This is a genomic window from Corynebacterium glucuronolyticum DSM 44120 (assembly GCF_030440595.1).
Taxonomy (GTDB): Bacteria; Actinomycetota; Actinomycetes; order Mycobacteriales; family Mycobacteriaceae; genus Corynebacterium; species Corynebacterium glucuronolyticum.
In genome coordinates this window covers 1872206-1890987 of sequence record NZ_CP047452.1, presented here as the reverse complement: position 1 = coordinate 1890987, position 18782 = coordinate 1872206, and the positions used below count along the sequence as shown (strand labels likewise).

The 18782-nt window shown below is 59.2% G+C and carries 14 protein-coding genes; 11 read left to right on the top strand and 3 right to left on the bottom strand.

Going from position 1 to position 18782, the window contains the following annotated elements:
* Positions 1–138 precede the first annotated feature (138 nt).
* The 10 genes from ftsZ to CGLUCO_RS08260 all read left to right on the top strand — a co-directional run bounded on the left by ftsZ (position 139) and on the right by CGLUCO_RS08260 (position 12861).
* Positions 139–1437, top strand: a complete 1299-nt coding sequence (gene ftsZ, locus CGLUCO_RS08305; protein ID WP_005389481.1) for a cell division protein FtsZ — start codon at positions 139–141, stop codon at positions 1435–1437.
* A gap of 93 nt (positions 1438–1530) precedes the next feature.
* On the top strand, positions 1531–2280 hold the full coding sequence (gene pgeF / locus CGLUCO_RS08300; protein ID WP_084036209.1) for a peptidoglycan editing factor PgeF: 750 nt from the start codon (positions 1531–1533) through the stop codon (positions 2278–2280).
* An 89-nt stretch (positions 2281–2369) separates the two neighbouring features.
* Positions 2370–3071 carry a YggS family pyridoxal phosphate-dependent enzyme gene (locus tag CGLUCO_RS08295; protein WP_070739127.1) on the top strand — a complete coding sequence of 234 codons (702 nt, stop codon included), beginning with the start codon at positions 2370–2372 and terminating at the stop codon, positions 3069–3071.
* A 61-nt stretch (positions 3072–3132) separates the two neighbouring features.
* Positions 3133–3552 (top strand): cell division protein SepF, encoded by a 420-nt coding sequence (locus tag CGLUCO_RS08290; protein ID WP_084036208.1) that lies wholly within the window; start codon positions 3133–3135, stop codon positions 3550–3552.
* 84 nt (positions 3553–3636) lie between these two features.
* Positions 3637–3927: a YggT family protein gene (locus tag CGLUCO_RS08285; RefSeq protein WP_084036207.1), complete on the top strand. Its 291-nt coding sequence runs from the start codon at positions 3637–3639 to the stop codon at positions 3925–3927.
* 201 nt (positions 3928–4128) lie between these two features.
* A complete protein-coding gene (gene wag31, locus CGLUCO_RS08280) occupies positions 4129–5037 on the top strand; it encodes a DivIVA-like cell division protein Wag31 (RefSeq protein WP_084036206.1) in 909 nt (302 codons plus the stop codon).
* A 483-nt stretch (positions 5038–5520) separates the two neighbouring features.
* Complete coding sequence (gene ileS, locus CGLUCO_RS08275; RefSeq protein ID WP_084036205.1) at positions 5521–8694, top strand: isoleucine--tRNA ligase; 3174 nt, start codon at positions 5521–5523, stop codon at positions 8692–8694.
* A gap of 466 nt (positions 8695–9160) precedes the next feature.
* The gene (locus CGLUCO_RS08270; protein ID WP_084036219.1) at positions 9161–9964 is read left to right on the top strand and encodes an EamA family transporter; all 804 of its coding nucleotides are present in this window, start codon (positions 9161–9163) and stop codon (positions 9962–9964) included.
* 35 nt (positions 9965–9999) lie between these two features.
* On the top strand, positions 10000–11433 hold the full coding sequence (locus tag CGLUCO_RS08265; RefSeq protein WP_084036204.1) for an amino acid permease: 1434 nt from the start codon (positions 10000–10002) through the stop codon (positions 11431–11433).
* A gap of 9 nt (positions 11434–11442) precedes the next feature.
* On the top strand, positions 11443–12861 hold the full coding sequence (locus CGLUCO_RS08260) for a DNA polymerase IV (RefSeq protein ID WP_084036203.1): 1419 nt from the start codon (positions 11443–11445) through the stop codon (positions 12859–12861).
* A gap of 355 nt (positions 12862–13216) precedes the next feature.
* Here the strand turns inward: CGLUCO_RS08260 and CGLUCO_RS08255 are convergent, their stop codons facing one another.
* On the bottom strand, positions 13217–14182 hold the full coding sequence (locus CGLUCO_RS08255) for an asparaginase (protein ID WP_084036202.1): 966 nt from the start codon (positions 14180–14182) through the stop codon (positions 13217–13219).
* A gap of 476 nt (positions 14183–14658) precedes the next feature.
* Between CGLUCO_RS08255 and CGLUCO_RS08250 the strand changes: the two genes are divergently transcribed.
* Positions 14659–15294 carry a WKL family lipoprotein gene (locus tag CGLUCO_RS08250; protein ID WP_371326109.1) on the top strand — a complete coding sequence of 212 codons (636 nt, stop codon included), beginning with the start codon at positions 14659–14661 and terminating at the stop codon, positions 15292–15294.
* A 199-nt stretch (positions 15295–15493) separates the two neighbouring features.
* On the opposite strand, the gene CGLUCO_RS08245 is transcribed toward CGLUCO_RS08250, so the two are convergent.
* Entirely contained in the window at positions 15494–17164 is a 1671-nt protein-coding gene (locus CGLUCO_RS08245) for an ABC-F family ATP-binding cassette domain-containing protein (RefSeq protein ID WP_084036201.1), read from the bottom strand.
* A 517-nt stretch (positions 17165–17681) separates the two neighbouring features.
* Positions 17682–18632 (bottom strand): hypothetical protein, encoded by a 951-nt coding sequence (locus CGLUCO_RS08240; protein WP_231286037.1) that lies wholly within the window; start codon positions 18630–18632, stop codon positions 17682–17684.
* Positions 18633–18782 lie beyond the last annotated feature (150 nt).

Here is an 18782-nt window from a genome sequence, read left to right as displayed (position 1 = left end):
GAGGGTGGAGACACGCCGCGTACGTGGTAGAACACATTTTGGTCGCTGTGGTTGAAAATTGGAAGGAACCTTTAACCGGGGTCTCCAAAGAAGACCTTGCACACGAAATTTTTGTCACAGAAAGGCGAGCTACCCATTATGACCTCACCAGATAACTACCTCGCCGTCATTAAGGTCGTCGGTGTCGGCGGCGGCGGTGTGAACGCGGTCAACCGCATGATTGAGGAGGGGTTGAAAGGTGTTGAATTCATTGCCATCAACACCGACTCGCAAGCCCTCATGTTCTCCGATGCCGATGTCAAGCTCGAGATCGGTCGCGCCGCTACCCGTGGCCTCGGTGCTGGTGCGAACCCCGAAGTGGGGCGTACCTCCGCTGAGGATCACAAGAATGACATCGAGGAGATTCTCAAAGGTGCGGATATGGTGTTCGTTACCGCTGGTGAGGGTGGTGGAACCGGTACTGGTGCGGCTCCTGTCGTGGCGAATATTGCAAAGAAGCAAGGCGCACTCACCGTTGGCGTGGTTACTCGCCCATTCACCTTCGAGGGACGCGCCCGCACCAAGCAAGCGATGGAAGGTATCGAGGCCCTGCGTGAAGTGTGTGACACGCTCATCGTTATTCCGAATGACCGGCTGCTGCAGCTCGGCGACGAGAACCTCTCCATGCTCGACGCATTCCGCGCCGCAGACGAGGTGCTCTTCAATGGTGTTGACGGCATCACCCGCATCATTACCACCCCGGGCATCATCAACGTCGACTTCGCCGACGTTCGCGCCGTTATGAGCGATGCCGGTTCCGCCCTCATGGGCATCGGCTCCGCACGCGGCGAAAACCGCGCGGTCACGGCCTCCATGCAAGCAATTGAGTCCCCGCTCCTGGAGTCCACTATCGAGGGAGCGCACGGCCTCGTCGTGTCCTTCGCTGGTGGCTCGGACATGGGCCTCCACGAGGTGAATGAGGCTGGCCGTCTCATTGCGGAGAAGGCGGATGAAGACGTTCAGACCATCTTCGGTGCCATCATCGATGACAACCTCGGCGACGAAATCCGCGTCACGGTCATCGCCACCGGTTTTGACAACAAGAACAATACCGACGATGCAAAGAAAAAGGCAGAGGAGATCCCCGGCGGCCACGCGGAGGCGGCTTCCAGCTCTGCCGCGAGCGAGGAAGAGCGCTCGGCTCATAGCTATTCCGGTGATGTCACCCCAGCCCCCAGCGACTCGGATTCACTGTTCGGAGGTCGCTACACCCACGATGACCAGACCTCCCGGCACCGTCTCGCTGATGAACGGGAGCGTGAGCGCCCCGCCGAGCATGGTGAAAGCCGTGGTCTGTTCACCGGGCGTGACGAGGCCCCCCGCAGCTACCGCGGCCGTGGCTACGATGACCTCGACGACGGCGACGACGACCTCGATGTGCCGGGGTTCCTCCGCTAGAGGAGCGGGTACAGCGGTGATCGCTCACGCGTAGCCGTCGAAAAGCAACAATGGCGCAGAGTCCAGAGACAGAAAACCGGTGACAGCATAGACATGGCGAACACGAACACAGCCGAGCGACCTGTGAGGATCTTCTTCACGACGCGAGGCGGAGGGTATTCGAAGGCGCCGTACGAGGGGCTCAACCTCGGCGACCACGTCGGCGACGACCCGACCTTAGTGGCGCGCAACCGCGCCCACGTGGCCGATGTCATCGGTCTGCCCCTCGAACGCTTCGTCTACATGGAGCAGGTTCATTCGCCGACCGTCACGGTGGTGGAGGCAACCACTCCTACGCCCGTTGAACTGACGGATGCCATCGTCACAACTGAGCGGGATCTGGCTCTGGTCGTACTCACCGCGGATTGTGTGCCGGTGTTGCTGTCAGACGCCGACCACGGCATCGTGGCTGCTGTCCATGCGGGTCGCCTTGGTGCCCGCAACGGTATCGTCAAAAAAACCGTGGAGCAAATGGTGAGCTTGGGAGCCACTCCCGCGACGATGCACGCATGGATTGGGCCCGCTGCCTCGGGCAGGCACTACGAGCTTCCTCAAGAAATGGTCGCAGACGTCGAGAAACACCTGCCAGGGAGCGCTTCGACGACAGTGAATCACACGCCGAGCGTGGATCTGCGAGTCGGCATTGTTCGCCAGTTGTACGGCCTAGGAGTCGTCGCGGTGAACACAGATCCGCGGTGCACCATTGAAGACACAGACTTTTTCAGCTATCGACGGGACGGGCGGACAGGCCGACAGGCCTCCATCATCTTCCTCCCCGCAGATAGCGAAGGAAACAACGGATAGCGCGCGCCACTCGGTGATTCCGCCGACACGGTGAGCACGCCAACACGGTGAGTACGCGCCATAGGATGAAAGGTTGAAGGAACGAGAACATGGCTCGGGAAGACGAGATAGCCGCTGGGCTCCAGCGGGTGCGCCAGCGAATCGCGGAAGCAAAGGCAGCCGCAGGTAGAACCGACGAGGTTCGCCTCCTTCCCGTGACTAAATTCCACCCTGCCTCCGATGTCGAGATCCTCCATTCACTGGGGATTGAAGCGGTGGGGGAGAACCGCGACCAAGAGGCCAAAAAGAAGGCGGCGGAATTTCCGTCCATGGCTTTCCATATGCTCGGACAGGTACAGACGAAGAAGGCTAATTCAGTAGCCCGCTGGGCATCTGCCGTTCAGTCTGTGGACAGTCTGACTCTTGTGCAAGCGCTCGATCGCGGAATGCAGCTCGCCCTGGACCGCGGCGATCGCACAACGGAGACTCTCGATGTCTATGTGCAGCTGTCGCTTGATGGCGACGAATCCCGTGGTGGCGTGATTGCCGCAGATGTCCCGTTCCTGGTCGAAGCCATCGAGGGTAGTACTCACCTGAGACTTGTCGGGTTGATGTGCGTGCCTCCTGTCGCCAGCGATGCGGACGAGGCTTTCGCCACCGCTTTGGACGTCAAGCAGGATCTCGATGCCCGTGCGGGACACCCCCTCGAGTTCTCCGCTGGGATGTCGGCTGACCTTGAAGTGGCAATCAAAAATGGCTCGACTCTTGTGCGTGTCGGAACCGACATTTTGGGGCCACGTCAAATACCGTAAAAACCAACAAACCACAACACTTACACAGCAACGTCAGGTGCGCGAAGGAAGGATCACACACATGACAAACGTTCAGAAATTCAAGGAATTCTTCGGGTTTGGTCCCGCAGAAGATTACGTAGCTGAGGACGAGTATTACGGCTCCCCCCGCAGCGGAGAGGATTACAAGCAGGAGAGCCGCTACGGGCGTTCCTACAGTGGCTACAGCCAGCCGCGCTATGAGTCCTCCGTTGTCACCGTCCGCCTGAATTCGTACCAGGAAGCTCGGCAGCTTGGTGAGCCTTTCCGCGATGGCGATGCCGTCGTTTTTGACATGACCGCCATGGACACCGCCGATGCACGTCGCATCGTGGATTTCGCCGCCGGCCTCGTCTTCAACGCACGCGGCACGATGGAAAAAGTCGGGCGGAAGACGTTCGCCATCATTCCTGAAGGAATGGATATTACGGTAGCGGACTTGGAGCGTGCCGCTCGCCGCTAGGCGGTCATCCACTTTCCAGCACTTTTGACGCTGCGTGCCCCCGGTCATGCCGGGGGCATCTGTTTTAGATAGAGTAGGACAACTGTGAGTACTGTTACCTCCATACTGCTTCTCGTAGTGCAGATCTACACGTGGATTCTGGTCGCCCGCATCATCATCGAAATGATTGGCTCATTCTCGCGCGACTTCCGTCCGCCACGCTGGTTTTCCCTTGTATGCGAACCGCTCTTTGTCGTGACGGATCCGCCTGTGAAGGCTCTTCGCCGACTCATTCCGCCATTGCGGATGGGGAATATTGGCCTCGATATGAGCGTTCTCGTACTATTTTTTATCCTCCAAGTAATCGAAATCTTTCTCTCCGCTGCGGTCGCTTAATCGCCCCCTGACTTGGTATTTTGTGTCAACCCTGCAGGTGGGTCGCCAGAAAATCCGAGGGTTTCAGGTGTGACTTGCGTGGTAAATGGGTACACTAGTGACAGAAAAACAATTAAGATTAAGTACAAGTTGATGTGCAGCCCGGTTGGTTGCACTCACCGCAACCGGTGAAACCACCTAGGTAAGTGAAGGGATCCGTCAATGCCGCTGACTCCAGCTGACGTGCACAACATAGCCTTTAGCAAGCCGCCGATTGGCAAGCGCGGCTACAACGAAGACGAGGTTGATCAGTTCCTCGACCTCGTTGAGGACGAACTCGCCCGCCTGCAGGACGAAAATCAGGCTCTGCGCCAGCGCGTAGAAGACCTGCAGAAGGAAACAGGCTCCGCCACCGCTGGCAGCACCTCCGTCGCTTCTATCTCCCGTGTGGACGAGGAAGAGATTCGTCGCAAGGTTGCCGCCGAGTACGAAGCAAAGCTCGAACAGGCTCAGAAGCAGGCCGCAAGCGCCCGCGAGGAAGCAGACAAGGCGCGTCGCGAAGCAGCATCTGCACGCAACGCACAGCAGAGCGCCAAAGCCGCCGATACGCAGGCTCCCGTCGAGGGTCAGGCATCCGCCGAGACGCACATGCAGGCAGCCCGCGTTCTTGGTCTTGCTCAGGAAATGGCCGACCGCCTCACCAACGACGCGCGCACCGAAAGCCAATCCATGCTGGACGAGGCCCGCGCCGCCGCAGAGTCCACCATCTCGGATGCGAACTCCTCCTCGCAGCGCACCCTGGCAGATGCCAAGCAGCGCTCCGACAAGATGGTTCGCGAGGCGCAGGAGAAGGCAGACCGGCTCATCAGCGATGCCACTACTCAATCCGAAAACCAGATCCGGAAGGCTCAGGACAAGGCGAACGCCCTCCAGGCCGATGCCGAGCGTAAGCACACCGAGATCATGGCCACTGTCAAGAGCCAGCAGGCCGCTCTGGAGAACCGTATCGAAGAGCTGCGTACCTTCGAGCGCGAGTACCGCACTCGCCTCAAGACCCTCCTGGAATCCCAGCTGGAAGAGCTGCAGAGCCGTGGCTCCTCCGCACCGCGTAACCCGCAGGGCAATAAGTAGCCTCTAGCTGCAGCAGCCAGTGCAGTATGCTGCACTCGCTGCCATCGCGCTACCGTGCGTGCCGTTGTGATTCAGATGGTGTGATACGTATCTGACTCGTTGCGTGTTTTCCGCCCCACGTGGCGCGACTGTCAAGCGAGTCGCGTGGTGTCCGGTAACGGTTAGCGTCGTCCCCTCCCACTCTGTGGGCGGGGACTTTTTGCTGCGCGGAACTGTTTTGGTGGTATAGTTTCGTTCCAAGGCTATGACCCGGCTATCACCGGCGAGCTCCCGGAAGAAAAGTAAAGCGCCCCGTAACGGCACGCCAGCACGGCAACGTCAGGGGGAGATACTGAGTAGAACCGGGCGGACATTAGATCGCCGATACAGATCCTTAAAAACTCGAGCGGAAGTGCAATGCGCTTCAAGCAGGGTGGTACCGCGCAACCGAGGTTGCGTCCCTGCGTTAACAAAAAATGACAGTTTTTAAGGAGTGATCCACTTATGACGGCGAAGAGCAACGTAGGAAATGTTTACCCGCGCGTCGACTTGTCCGGGGGCACCAGCAATTTCCCCACCATGGAGGAAAATGTTCTGGAGTACTGGGACAAGGACGACACCTTCCAAGCCAGTCTCAAAAGCCGTGAAGACGCACCGGAGTACGTCTTCTACGACGGCCCGCCCTTTGCAAACGGCCTGCCGCACTACGGTCACCTCCTCACCGGCTACGTCAAAGACATCGTTCCCCGCTTCCAGACAATGAAGGGCAAGCTTGTCCGTCGTGTCTTCGGCTGGGACTGCCACGGCCTGCCGGCTGAGTTGGAGGCTGAAAAGCAGCTCGGCATCAAAGACAAGGGTGAGATCGAGGCCATGGGCCTCGAGGCCTTCAACAAGTACTGTGGTCAGTCTGTCCTCCGCTACACGGAGGAGTGGAAGGAATACGTCACTCGCCAGGCCCGCTGGGTCGACTTCGATAACGGCTACAAGACGATGGACCTCAACTTCATGGAGTCCGTCATGTGGGCGTTCAAGACCCTTTACGATAAAGGGCTCATTTACCAGGGCTTCCGTGTTCTCCCGTACTCGTGGGCCGAGCACACGCCACTGTCCAACCAGGAGACACGCCTGGATGATTCCTACAAGGATCGCCAGGATCCCACGTTGACCGTCACGTTCCCGATCACGGGTGCTGACGAAGGCAGCGCGGGCGCACAGGTTCTGGATCGGCTTTCCGACGTCTCCTTCCTCGCATGGACGACAACCCCCTGGACGCTTCCATCCAACCTGGCCCTCGCCGTGCATCCCGACGTCCGCTACGTTATCGTCACCGTCGGTAAAGACGGACTAGAGGAATTCGTCGGCCGGAAGTTCCTCCTCGCTGAGGATCTCGTGTCTGCCTACAAGAAAGAGCTCGGTACAGCGGAGGTCGTCGATACCTTTGAGGGCAAGGAGCTCGAGGGGCTGACCTATAAGCCGCTCTTCGACTTCTTCCTGGATACGGAGAAGGCCTTCCACGTACTGCTGGCCGACTACGTCACCACCGAGGACGGCACCGGTGTCGTCCACCAGGCTCCCGCCTTCGGTGAAGACGATATGAATACGTGCAAGAAATACGGTGTGGGACTGGTCATCCCCGTCGACATGGACGGTAAGTTCACGGAGCAGGTGCCGCCGTATCAGGGGCAGCTCATCTTTGATGCCAACAAGAACATCATCCGCGACCTGAAGCACATCGGCCGTGTTGTCCGTCACCAGACGATCGTCCACAGCTACCCGCACTCTTGGCGTTCCGGCGAGCCGCTCATCTATATGGCTCTGCCCAGCTGGTTTGTTGAGGTAACGAAGTTCCGCGATCGCATGGTGGAGCTCAACCACGAGAAGGTGGAGTGGATCCCCGAGCACATCCGCGACGGCCAGTTTGGCAAGTGGCTGGAGGGAGCCCGCGACTGGAACATCTCGCGTAACCGCTACTGGGGGTCACCGATCCCGGTGTGGGTTTCCGATAATGACGAGTACCCACGTGTGGATGTCTACGGTTCGCTGGATGAGCTGGAGCGGGACTTTGGTGTCCGGCCGACGAGCCTGCACCGCCCGTACATCGATGAGCTCACGCGCCCGAACCCGGATGATCCGACCGGAAAGTCCACGATGCGCCGCGTGCCGGAGGTTCTTGACTGCTGGTTTGAGTCTGGCTCCATGCCGTTCGCGCAGAAGCATTACCCGTTTGAGAACAAGGAATGGTTCGATACTCACTCGCCGGCCGACTTTATTGTGGAATACTCCGGCCAGTCCCGCGGTTGGTTCTACACCCTCCACGTGCTCGCAACCGCCTTGTTTGATCGCCCTGCCTACAAGCGCGTCGTCGCCCACGGTATCGTACTCGGCAACGACGGCCTGAAGATGAGTAAGTCTAAGGGCAACTACCCGAACGTCAAGGAAGTCTTCGACCGAGACGGTTCTGATGCCATGCGCTGGTTCCTCATGAGTTCGCCAATTCTTCGCGGTGGCAACCTCATTGTGACGGAGCAGGGCATCCGTGAGGGGGTTCGCCAGGCGATGCTGCCGATGTGGAACGCCTACAGCTTCCTGCGTCTGTACTCCTCCAAGCAGGCCACGTGGTCTGTCGATTCCGACGACGTCCTGGATCGCTTCATCCTGGCCAAGACGAGGGACCTCGTCGAGGCTGTCGATGCCTCACTGTCCGCTAGCGATATCTCCGCGGCCTGCGACGAGATCCGCGTCTTCTGCGACGTTCTCACCAACTGGTACGTGCGTCGCTCGCGCGACCGTTTCTGGGCTGGCGACGACCAGTACCCGGAGGCATTCAACACCCTGTACACCGTGTTGGAAACCCTGTGTCGCGTTGCTGCACCACTGTTGCCGATGACCACAGAGGTGATTTGGCGCGGTCTGACTGGTGAGCGCTCCGTGCACCTGACGGATTACCCGGTTGCAGAGGACTTCCCGGCAGATGACGGGCTCGTCCGTGCGATGGATCTTGTGCGCGCCGTGTGCTCGTCTGCCTCGTCTATCCGCAAGGCCGCTCAGCTGCGTAACCGTCTCCCGCTGAACAAGCTCACCGTTGCTGTTCCGGAGGCCGATAGCCTTGCTGAGTTTGCCCCTGTCATCCGCGATGAGGTGAATGTGAAGAACGTTGAGCTCACCACGGATGTCGATGCGGTTGGTTCGTTTAAGGTGAACGTCATCCCGAAGGTCGCCGCACCGCGCCTTGGCCGTGATTTCCAGCAGACCCTTGTCGCTGTGAAGAAGGGCGATTACGAGCGGGACGGCGATACGGTGAAGGCTGCTGGCCAGGTTCTCCAGCCCGGCGAGTACGAGGAGGTCCTCGTCGCTGCCGATCCGGATTCCACCGCCCGCATCAGTGGGCACAACGGTCTGGTCGTGCTGGATAAGAACGTGACGGAGGAACTGGAAGCCGAGGGCTGGGCAGCAGATGTCATCCGTGGTCTCCAGGATGCTCGCAAGGCTGAGAATTTCGAGGTCTCTGACCGCATCAGCGTCCGCCTGCAGGTGTCGGAGGATAAGGCCGAGTGGGCTAACCGCTTCGCCGAGCACATTGCAGAAGAGGTCCTCGCCACCGTTTTCGCGTTCACCGACGCGACCGGTGAGCACAAGATCATCGATGGTGTTACCGCCACGCTCAAAAAGAACAATTAAACAGGAACAACGAAGCAGATAGCCCTGCTGGGATTTCCTCGCCGGGATCCCGATGGCAGAACCTTGCTAAACACACGGTCCACAGCAGCGAGTACAGCCATAGCGGCGAGTGCAGCCACGGCAGCGAGCGCAGCCGCGGCACGTAAGCTATGAGGGCTAGGTGTGTTGGCCGTTGTTGGCACCGCCGAAGGCTCCATACCCTCACCACGAGTGTGCAGGGTGTGGAGCCTGTGCACATACTGTGACCGGAGACAACCGCGTGGATTGGGCTCAGGCATATTTCTTAGCCCCTGAGCCTCTCACCCCTTCGCATCGTCGTTAACCCATCTGTGCCTCCGTTTGCTATGGGGGAAGGCCTCCGCAGCGAGGGGCAATGGGGCATGCTCGTGCAAGCGCACATTTTCGTGCCACAAACAACAGGCTTTTACAATGTCCCTTTGTGACCAAGCTGTATGTTCCCCTTCTGATGACTCTCGCCGGCGCTTCCAACTATCTTGGTGCGGCGCTAGCGGTATATCTTTTCGATGTGCAATCGCCGTGGATCGTTGCATGGCTGCGCGTCGGTGCTGCCGGTATCATCTTGGTTGCGATTTTTCGCCCGAAAAAGAAGCATTGGCTGAGCTGGTCTGCTCTCGCTTATGGTTTGGTCACTCTCGGGATGAACACTGCCTTTTACGAGGCAATTGACCGCATTCCCTTGGGAATGGCCGTGGCCATCGAATTCATCGGGCCGATAGCCGTAGCTGCGTGGGGAAGCAGGACAGTACGCGACTGGTTGGCGCTCATCGCGGCAGCTGTCGGTGTGGTGGTCTTGAGCGGCACACAGTGGGGGACGAACACCGTGGGTATCATCTGGATCATCGTTTCCGGAGTTCTGTGGGGGCTGTATATTCTGGCATCCAACACTTTGGCACATGGGGAGTCGACGTTTCAGTCAATGGGAGTAGGCCTCATTTATGCATCCGCTGCGATGAGTCCTTTTGTGGCTGGAGGGTGGAATACGAGCACCTATTCCGGCATGGGGGAGCTATCCCTCCTCATTGCGATGGCCTTTGGATTGGGGCTCCTTAGTGCGGTAATTCCATACGGGCTCGACCTCATCATGCTGAAAATGGCATCACCGGACTATTACGCCGTTCTCTTGTCGCTCCTACCTGTTACAGCGGCGGTAATCGGGATGATCGTCCTTGGGCAGCTTCTTACCGCCGTGGAGGTTTTCGGAATCCTCTTGATTGTTGTGGCGGTTGCGCTCCGAAAACAGACCGCTTAGTTCACTTTATAGACTGAGCGGTATATAGTGGATTCGTGGACAAAATCAGAGCAAAAGAGACACAAGGGTATAAAAAAGATCTAAAGCCACGCCATATCCAGATGATTGCACTAGGTGGTGCCTTGGGTACGGGGTTGTTCCTCGGCGCCGGTGGGCGATTGGCCGTCGGAGGTCCAGGTCTTGCACTTGTGTATGCGGTGTGTGGCCTCATTGGCTATCTCATGCTTCGCAGTCTGGGGGAGATGGTGGTCCACCGCCCAACATCGGGGTCCTTTGCCTCCTACGCTCGCGAATTCCTCGGCGAGCCCGCCGCCTTCGTTGCCGGATGGATCTACTTTCTCGCGTGGGTCACAGTAGGCACAACGGATCTGACGGCGGTCGCGATTTACCTGAAATTCTGGCCCATTTTCCAGGACGTGCCACAGTGGGTGCTGGTCGCAGTCGCCCTTGCGGTCGTCCTCTCTGTCAACCTCCTGGGGGTGAAGGTATTCGGAGAAGCAGAGTACTGGTTTGCAGCTGTGAAAGTTGGAGCGCTTGTTATCTTCCTCATTGTCGGCGTTGCGCTCCTTGTTACTGGCCATGCGCCGGGTGGAACCATCAGCGCTACAGCTCTTGGTGATTGGTTCCCTCACGGAATCATGCCACTGGTGATTCTCACCCAGGGCGTGGTGTTTGCTTACGCCGGCATCGATATGATCGGCGTGACTGCTGGAGAGACAGCAGATCCTGAGCACCAGATTCCCAAGGCGATTAACACGACGGTGTTTCGGATTATCTTCTTCTACGTTGGCTCCATTCTGCTCCTTGGCTTCCTGCTTCCATACACGGCCTACAGCGCAGGCGAGTCCCCCTTTGTTACATTCATGAATTCCATCGGTGTGCCCTACGCAGGGGACATAATGAACCTCGTGGTGCTTACTGCTGCACTATCGAGTGTCAACGCGGGCTTGTACGCGACTGCCCGGATTTTGCGACCTCTCGCCTTGACGGGGTCTGCCCCCGGTTACCTTGGCACGCTGTCCGAGCATGGGGTGCCGAAGAACGGAATTATCACCACGGCCACGCTTATGGTGGTCGGTATTATCGCCAATTACTTTGTGCCGGAGAAGGCATTCGAAGTGTTCCTCAACCTCGGAGCTATTGGAATCCTGGGGATGTGGGCGATGATTTGCCTCGCTCACATCGGTTTTGTTCGCTCCGGTCAGGAACGCCCTCATTACCGGTCGTCCGCCGTCTCCGATGTGATCGTTCTCTTGTTTCTTCTCGGCGTGTTTGTCCTGATGGCCTTTGATAAGCCAGTGGGCAGCGCTACGGTAGCCGTGACGATTTTCGGTCTCATCCCGGCATTCGGAATTGGCTGGTTTTTCGTGCGGAAGCGAGCCGTTGCACATCATGGTGCTGCAGCAGGGCATACACAGGGTTCCGCCAGCGAATCCGTGGAGAGCAAGGTGTCGACCACTGCTGGTTAAGATGTGGGTATGCAGCGTTGGGTTCTTCACATCGATATGGATGCTTTCTTTGCATCCTGTGAACAATTAACCCGACCGACGCTGCGCGGTAAACCGGTTCTTGTAGGGGGAGTGAACGGTCGTGGTGTCGTGGCCGGAGCCTCGTATGAAGCCAGGGCATTCGGTGCGCACTCGGCGATGCCTATGCATCAGGCCCGAGCGCTCGTTGGCTACACTGCGGTTTCCGTTTCTCCTCGCAAGGCGGTCTATTCTGCCGTCAGTCGCAGGGTGATGCGCTTAATCGAGCACGAAGCGGGAGTCATCGAACAACTCAGTGTAGATGAGGCCTTCATGGAACCGGCGAGCCTTGTTGGTGCCAGTGTCGACGAGGTAGTTGCGTGGTCAAACGAGCTTCGTGAAAAGATCCGAACGACAATCGGTATACCGTCATCTGTCGGCGCTGGAACGGGCAAACAGTACGCCAAAATCGGGTCCGGATTGGCAAAACCAGACGGCACTTTCGTCATTTCGAAAGACAAGCAGGAAGAGATCCTCGGGCCCCTTCCAGTCCGCTCACTATGGGGTGTGGGGCCCGTGGCAGAGGCGAAGCTTCGTGGACTGGGGATCACGACGATTGCTGAGTTCGCCGCCATGAGCAAGAAGGAAGTCGAGGTTACCCTTGGCAAAGCCGTCGGTGCCACGCTGTGGGAGTTAGCGCGGGGACATGACGATCGCGTGGTCGCACCCCGCGCGGTGGCAAAACAGGTGTCTGCCGAGCAGACATACGCGCGCGATCTCACCACTGTGGACGAGGTGGATAAGGCAGTTCGTCGGGCGGCCCACGATGCCCATGTGCGACTTCTGAAAGACGGGCGAGGCGCTCGGACGGTAACTGTGAAGCTGAAGATGGCTGACTTTCACATCGAATCGCGCAGTTATACGTTGCCATACGCGACTGATGAGTTCGATACCCTTTTTGCAGCTGCGATGCGGATTACTCGGTACCCCTCGGAGGTGGGGGCGATCCGTCTTGTCGGCGTGAGTTTTTCAGGGCTGGAGGAAGCCCTGCAAGATGTCCTTTTCCCGGAGCTTGACCAAGACATCGTGCGGGAAGAAGTCGTTACCGAGTACGACGCAGGCGTCGATTTTCCGGAGGTTACCGTCAACGCGGAGGGCGAGGCCGTCGTGTCACGTTGGCGTGCGACGCAGGATGTCTGGCACCCGGAATTCGGGCACGGCTGGGTGCAGGGGACGGGTGGAGGAATTGTCACCGTGCGGTTTGAGACACGCACGACCGGCCCAGGACGAATCCACACGTTCGACGTCGATGATGAGGAGCTGCAGCCGGCAGACCCGTTAGGGAGCCTCGATTGGGAAGATACCGAAGGTTATGAGGCTACCGTCGATCTGCCCCAGTCCCAGGAGCAATCTGACGATCTGCACGAGTAGCGCGGTTCACGTGCCAAGGCACCGATGACTGCTCTAGGAGCGGGGTGAAGCGCGGTGCAGGTTATATCGGCGAGCTCGCACAAAAAGGGCCTGCCACCTGGAAGAGAAGAGTCCGGGGTGAAGTGGTCGGGAGAATACTCTCATCCGGAGATCGATTGATCAGGATGCACAGGCTGAGAAGTACGTGATGGAGGAGCGTCAGTGCGACGATCCTGCGCAGCCTCGGGAGGTGATCTCCGAGGCGCAGATGGAGGAAGGGGATGGCTCACTACGTAATGCGACAAGGGAGGCGACACTTTTTGCGTCGCCTCCCTCTTCCTACGTGGCGGTGTTAACCTCAACGTCCACGCGGAGTCTAAAACAACGTTGCCGGGTGTCTACCGGATGCAATGGCGATGGCCAGGAGGATGCGGGACTGACCGGCGCGGAAGTACTTTGATCCCAGCGCACCCTTGTCGAGGAGTGTCTTTCCGCCGCCGACACCGCCGTAGGTGCCGGACACATCACCGCGGGGCACACGGGTGGAGATGACAACGGGGATGCCCTTTTCCAGTACATCGCCCAGGCCCTCGGCAAACTCAGTGCCCACGTTGCCGTTGCCCATTGCCTCCACGACAATGCCCTGGGAACCGCTGGCGAGGGCGTTATCGATGAGGTCCCGTGGCGCGCCGGGGTAGGCGTAAAGCACGTCGACGCGGGTGTCGGCGAGAGTCACAGGCGGGACGGGGTCTGCGCGCTCAGGCTCCTCGGGGGCGTTCGTACCGAACGCGAGTTCGTCTGACGTGTGAAATTTGAGGGCGCCACGGGCGGGGATCACAGCGTGGCCGAAGACAATGAGGGTGCCGATCCCGCAGGCGGACGGTTCGCCTGCCGTCATGACAGCCTCGAAGAGATTTTGGGGGCCGTCTGTGTCCGGGTCGTCGAACGGGTGCTGAGCGCCGGTGAAAATGACCGGCCGGGGGTCGTCGATAAGCGTATCGACGGCGAGCGCGGACTCCTCCATCGAGTCGGTGCCGTGGGTGACCACAATGCCGTCGACAGATTCGTCCTCGAAAACCTCCCGGATGCAGCCGACGATCAGATCGAGATCCTTCATCGTGAGGGAGGAGGAGTCGAGCTGGGTAAGTGGATGCCAGGACAGGGAGATTCCGGATCCCTCCAGTTGCGGGGTGATTGCTTCAATCAGATCGTCTCCAGTTTTGGTGGGGACGAGGGCTCCCTGTTCGTCGGCGGTGCAAGCGATTGTGCCACCGGTTGTGACGACGACGATGTGACGTGAAGGAACGGCATTAGTCATATACGTAACCTTAACACCGGACATCTGATAACTCCGTGGGTTTAGCGAGGAAACCTTCGCGGGGTGAGCGAGGATAACTCCGTGAGGTAAGCAAGGAAACCTCTGCGAGCAAAGCGAGGGTGTGAGGGAGTAGCCGAGGAGCACCGGGGAAAGCGACGTGTGGTCTGTTTTCTGCAGTCAGTGTGGGATAGGACACGCGAGTAGGTGTGGGCACAGATGAGCTGGTTCGCGGGAGGCAGCAACAGTGGGCAGTGAGAAACCCGAAAGAAAAAGAAACATTGGTCAGACGGGGACCTTGACTATGTGGCGGCCGTTATGAATAATGACAGTCTGATTGTGTCAGAGGGTGGGTTACGTAACGTGAGTCAGCCGGAACCGTTTATTACTTTTTGGTAACGGTGTCTACGCGTGTACGATGTAGACGATTGTGGCCAGTGGATAAGAAGTGGCCGAAGTAACAGCCGACTAACGGTAGCGGGAGCCACCGGAAAAGGAGAATCGTGAAAACCTCGAAGATTGCACTAGCTGCCATGGCGATGGGCCTGTCCGTGTTCGTGAGCGCATGTGGCGGCGGATCTGACGATACGACGACGTCTGCGACGACTTCTGCGGCTGTTGAGTCCACCACCTCTGAGGCTGCCCCCAGCGCCGCCGCATTGCCGACGGTAGCGGACCTTAATGCGGTCATCGCAACCGCAACTGATCCGGCTGCCACGGTTGAGCAGAAGATCCTCACCGTCCAAGGTGGCGAGACCGCTCCTGAGCTCTTCGAGACCATGACCCAGTCCAAGGCCGAGTCTGGCGCGAACTTCACCGTCGTTGAGCCGGTGCTCCCCGGTTACACCCCGGATTCCGTCCTGGCTACCGTGAACTTCACGCTGCCGGATATGGCTCCCCAGACCGCCGAGAACGTTGAGTTCGTTTTCGAGGACGGCCACTGGAAGCTCTCTCAGCAGTGGGCATGTACCCTCATCCAGAACACCGTACAGCCTGAGCAGGTTCCCCCGATGTGCCTCGGTGGCAACGCTGCACCTGCCCCCGTTGATCCTGCAGCCCCCGCAGCTCCCGCCGAGGGTGTAGACCCGGCACCGGCACCTGCCGAGGCATCGGCTCCCGCTGAGGCTCCGGTTCAGTAACGTAGAGTCCCACGGCACCGGCTGGAGCAGCCAGTTTCAACAACGCTTAAGCGCGCATTCCACACGGCATGCGCGCTTTTTCATTTTGGTTCCGGTTTGCGTCTTCGCTGTGAGAGTCGGCTCTGACGAGTCGGCTCTGACGAGCCGGCTCTGACGAGCCGGTTATGAGGAACAGTGGAAAGGCGGCGCGACCGTTTTCTTAGCGGGAGCTACCTGCGAGCTCCGTCAGCCCCTCCTCATGGCTCATAGCGAAACGTCGGCCTTGCCAGCGGTCGCGGAGCCAGCGGTCGTGGCTTGCGACGATGACGATGCCGGGGAAGGCCGCGATCGCCCGTTCCAGATCCTCAGCGAGGGTAAGGGAGATGTGGTTGGTCGGCTCGTCGAGAAGCAGAATGTCCGGCGGGGAGGCGAGTGTAATCCCGATGGCGACGCGACGCCGTTGCCCCAAGCTGAGGGAGCGCATGGGCAGCCGTGCCTTGTCCGCGGTGAGCAGCCCCATTTCCTCCAAGGACGGTGAACCTGCAGGAACCGCTGCGGCGAAGGTGTCTGCGGCGCTCTTTCCCATGTCATCCCACCGGGAATCCTGCGCGAGGTATCCCACGGTGAGTTCCTCGGCAATGGTCATAAAGCCTTCGCTGAAGGGCACGGTCCCCGCAATGACGCCGAGAAGCGTCGACTTTCCGGCGCCGTTGACTCCCTCAATAAGGACGTGCTCGCGGTCGTAGATATCCAGGTCGACGTTCGGCATACGGTCTTCTACGGCGATGTCGAAGAGGCTTATCGACGGCTCCGGGGACCGCGTCACCGTCACCTGATCGGTGTTGCCGGTGGCAAAGGTGAGCGGGTGTGGTGGCTCGGGGAGCGCGTTGCGCTGGAGTTCCTCCAGGCGGTTTTTCGCTTGCCGGATGCGGGTTCCGGCTGTCTTCGCCGCGCGATCGGCGAAGAACTTGGCAGACTTGCGCACCTCTGTCTTGTTCTCCGTGGAGTGGAAGATATCTTCTTCCCGCTTATACAGCTTGTTCTCCAGCATCGCCCGTTCGTTTTCTTGAGCGTTGTACAGGGAGCGCCAGCGTTCGCGTGTCTTGTCACGTTCCCCGAGGTAATCGGAGAAGGTGCCGGTGAAAAACGTGGCTTGGCGAGTTGCTTCGCCGCGCCCGCCCTCCGGGGCAAGCCCCGGGTCGAGGTCGATAATGCAGTTGGCGGCGTTGTCCAGGTAGTAGCGGTTGTGGCTGGCGGTGATGACCGGACCGCGGTAGTTTTTCAGCTCGTCGATGATGAAGTCGGTAGCATCGTCGTCGAGGTGGTTCGTCGGCTCGTCGATAAGTAAGCAGTCAGCGGGGGAGACCAGCAGCATAGCGAGGGCGAGACGGCGGCGCTGGCCACCGGAGATCTCCGCGATCGTGGCGCGCCGGTCGAGGTTTTCCACCCCGAGGCCGGTAAGTACCTGCTCAATGCGTGAATCAAGGGTCCACAGTTGGAATGCGTCAGCGCGTGCGAGGGCATCGTCGTAGGCGGTGGACAGGCTGACAAGGTTGGGTGCTTCGGCGAGGCGTGCGGAAAGCTCGACGATGTCTTTTTCGATGTCCTGGACTTCCCCAACCGCGTGGTCGATGAGGTCCTGCACGGTGTTGTCGGGCCGGAGGCTGACTTCCTGTGGCAGGAAACGCGTGTGCTCGGGGAGATGGAGAGTTCCTGCATCTGGCTGGTGGAGGCCCGCGAGGAGGGACAGGGTGGTGGATTTACCGGAACCGTTTTCCCCGATTAATCCGGCGACTTGGCCTGCCCCTACGGTGAATGTGATGTCGGTGAGGATCCGTGTGCCGCCGGGGTAAGAAAAGCTCACGCCGTCGGCTTTAACGTACTTTTTCATGTCTTCCTCACAACGTAAGTGGGCTCATTGCGCGGGCACAGGGGCGTGCCGGTATCCCAGGTAGAAAGCCCAGATAACTTTAACCCTTTCTATTTTATTTCGCTCACCACCTAAAACCTAAATATGGCGGTGCGGATTGTGTGCGGGCTCTGCGCGGAGGATGCTCCTTACCATTCCCGCCGGAATTCCCACCGGTTACCGGCCGGACTTCCCACTGGTTTCCCGACGGAATTCTTACTGGTTTCCCGTTGGAATTGCCGCGGGTCTCCCGCACAGGCTCGCTGCGCTCTATTTTTCCCCACTTCTGTTCCCTTTCCTTCACCGCACTACTTCGTAACTGTTTTTAGCTTTTCGATGCCAACGCTCACGCGTTAAACACGGTGTGCAGGTGCAGCGGGAAGGGCTCAGATGGCTGTTGAAGCAATGGCCAACGAGAAGGAGACATCTTAACTACGCGGTCGCAGCCACACGGTCCCAAGCAAAGCGGTGCGAATTAAAGGTCCGAGGCCCAAACGTGCTAGTCAAATACGGTGGATTGGTGAGCGTCCTGGACAACGGCGTACTGGCTTGTGGCGTTTCCGTAAACCGTGCGGGTGGTGAAAGAGGACCTGCCTGCCACGGGGAAGGGCTTGGTCAAATCGATGGTCACCCGGGCATTGCTGGACGTTTCTGCGGATTGGATATCTACCTTCTCTCCGCTGTCCAGGGTGAGGGAACCTACCGTCGGACGCTGGGAGATAGTGGCATCGACGACAACTGTCGTGCCCTCGTGGCTGATGAGTGTGTAGGTGGTTTCCTGTGAGGTGTTAGATTCGCCAATGACGGGCATCTCCACAGTCCAGCGCGCACCGGGCGCCAGCGGCTCGTCGGGGAAGATAACGAGCTGCCCGAGGAGAGCGGACACGTACCCTTCTAGGAGCGCGTTGACCTGGTCGTTGCTTCCTTCAGGAAGATCGTAGCTAATGGCCGTGACGCGACCTGTGCCGGTGGCATCCCAGAGCACTGTGATCCCGTTGGCGACGCTGACATCTACAGTATCGGCAACGCTTGCTGCCGAGGGATCCTTGCGTGTCAGCTCGGTGAGCGTCATGCTGACGCTGCGGGAGGCACCCGCTTCATCGTCGGTTAACTGCGTAGTGGATAGGCTGGCGGATGCGGTGAGTGGTGCCCCGGAGACCTCGGACGGTGGCTGGGACGCAACCTGTGCTGAGGGGACGGCGTCTTGAGAAAAGCCGAGACTAACGTTAAACGGTGCCTGCTGCGTGGCATCCATATCTTGGTAGGCGACGGGGACGCGGTTGCCCTCGCCAGGAGTGAGCACTGTCACCCGTGGCGCGGAGATAGCCGCCTTCACACTCGTGGTGGTGGGGGATGAGCTGGAGGCGGAGTCATCTGAGGCACACCCCGTCAGAGTGAGCGTGGCAATGATACTGACAGACAAGACAGCGCGGATAACAGTATTCTTCACTCCTCTCACGATAATGGAGGCGGAGTCGTGGCAGACAATCAAGGCTCGGCCTTTCTCAGCTAGAGGTATAGGAGTGCACGCTTGGGCGTTGCCCGGGATATACGAGCGCCAGCTTGGGCGTTGCCCGGGATATACGAGCGCCAGCTTGGG

Coding starts and splice junctions, on each gene's coding strand:
- ftsZ (WP_005389481.1), top strand. CDS start 139: ATGACCTCACCAGATAACTACCTCGCCGTCATTAAGGTCGTCGGTGTC.
- pgeF (WP_084036209.1), top strand. CDS start 1,531: ATGGCGAACACGAACACAGCCGAGCGACCTGTGAGGATCTTCTTCACG.
- CGLUCO_RS08295 (WP_070739127.1), top strand. CDS start 2,370: ATGGCTCGGGAAGACGAGATAGCCGCTGGGCTCCAGCGGGTGCGCCAG.
- CGLUCO_RS08290 (WP_084036208.1), top strand. CDS start 3,133: ATGACAAACGTTCAGAAATTCAAGGAATTCTTCGGGTTTGGTCCCGCA.
- wag31 (WP_084036206.1), top strand. CDS start 4,129: ATGCCGCTGACTCCAGCTGACGTGCACAACATAGCCTTTAGCAAGCCG.
- ileS (WP_084036205.1), top strand. CDS start 5,521: ATGACGGCGAAGAGCAACGTAGGAAATGTTTACCCGCGCGTCGACTTG.
- CGLUCO_RS08270 (WP_084036219.1), top strand. CDS start 9,161: ATGACTCTCGCCGGCGCTTCCAACTATCTTGGTGCGGCGCTAGCGGTA.
- CGLUCO_RS08260 (WP_084036203.1), top strand. CDS start 11,443: ATGCAGCGTTGGGTTCTTCACATCGATATGGATGCTTTCTTTGCATCC.
- CGLUCO_RS08255 (WP_084036202.1), bottom strand. CDS start 14,182: ATGTCCGGTGTTAAGGTTACGTATATGACTAATGCCGTTCCTTCACGT.
- CGLUCO_RS08245 (WP_084036201.1), bottom strand. CDS start 17,164: ATGAAAAAGTACGTTAAAGCCGACGGCGTGAGCTTTTCTTACCCCGGC.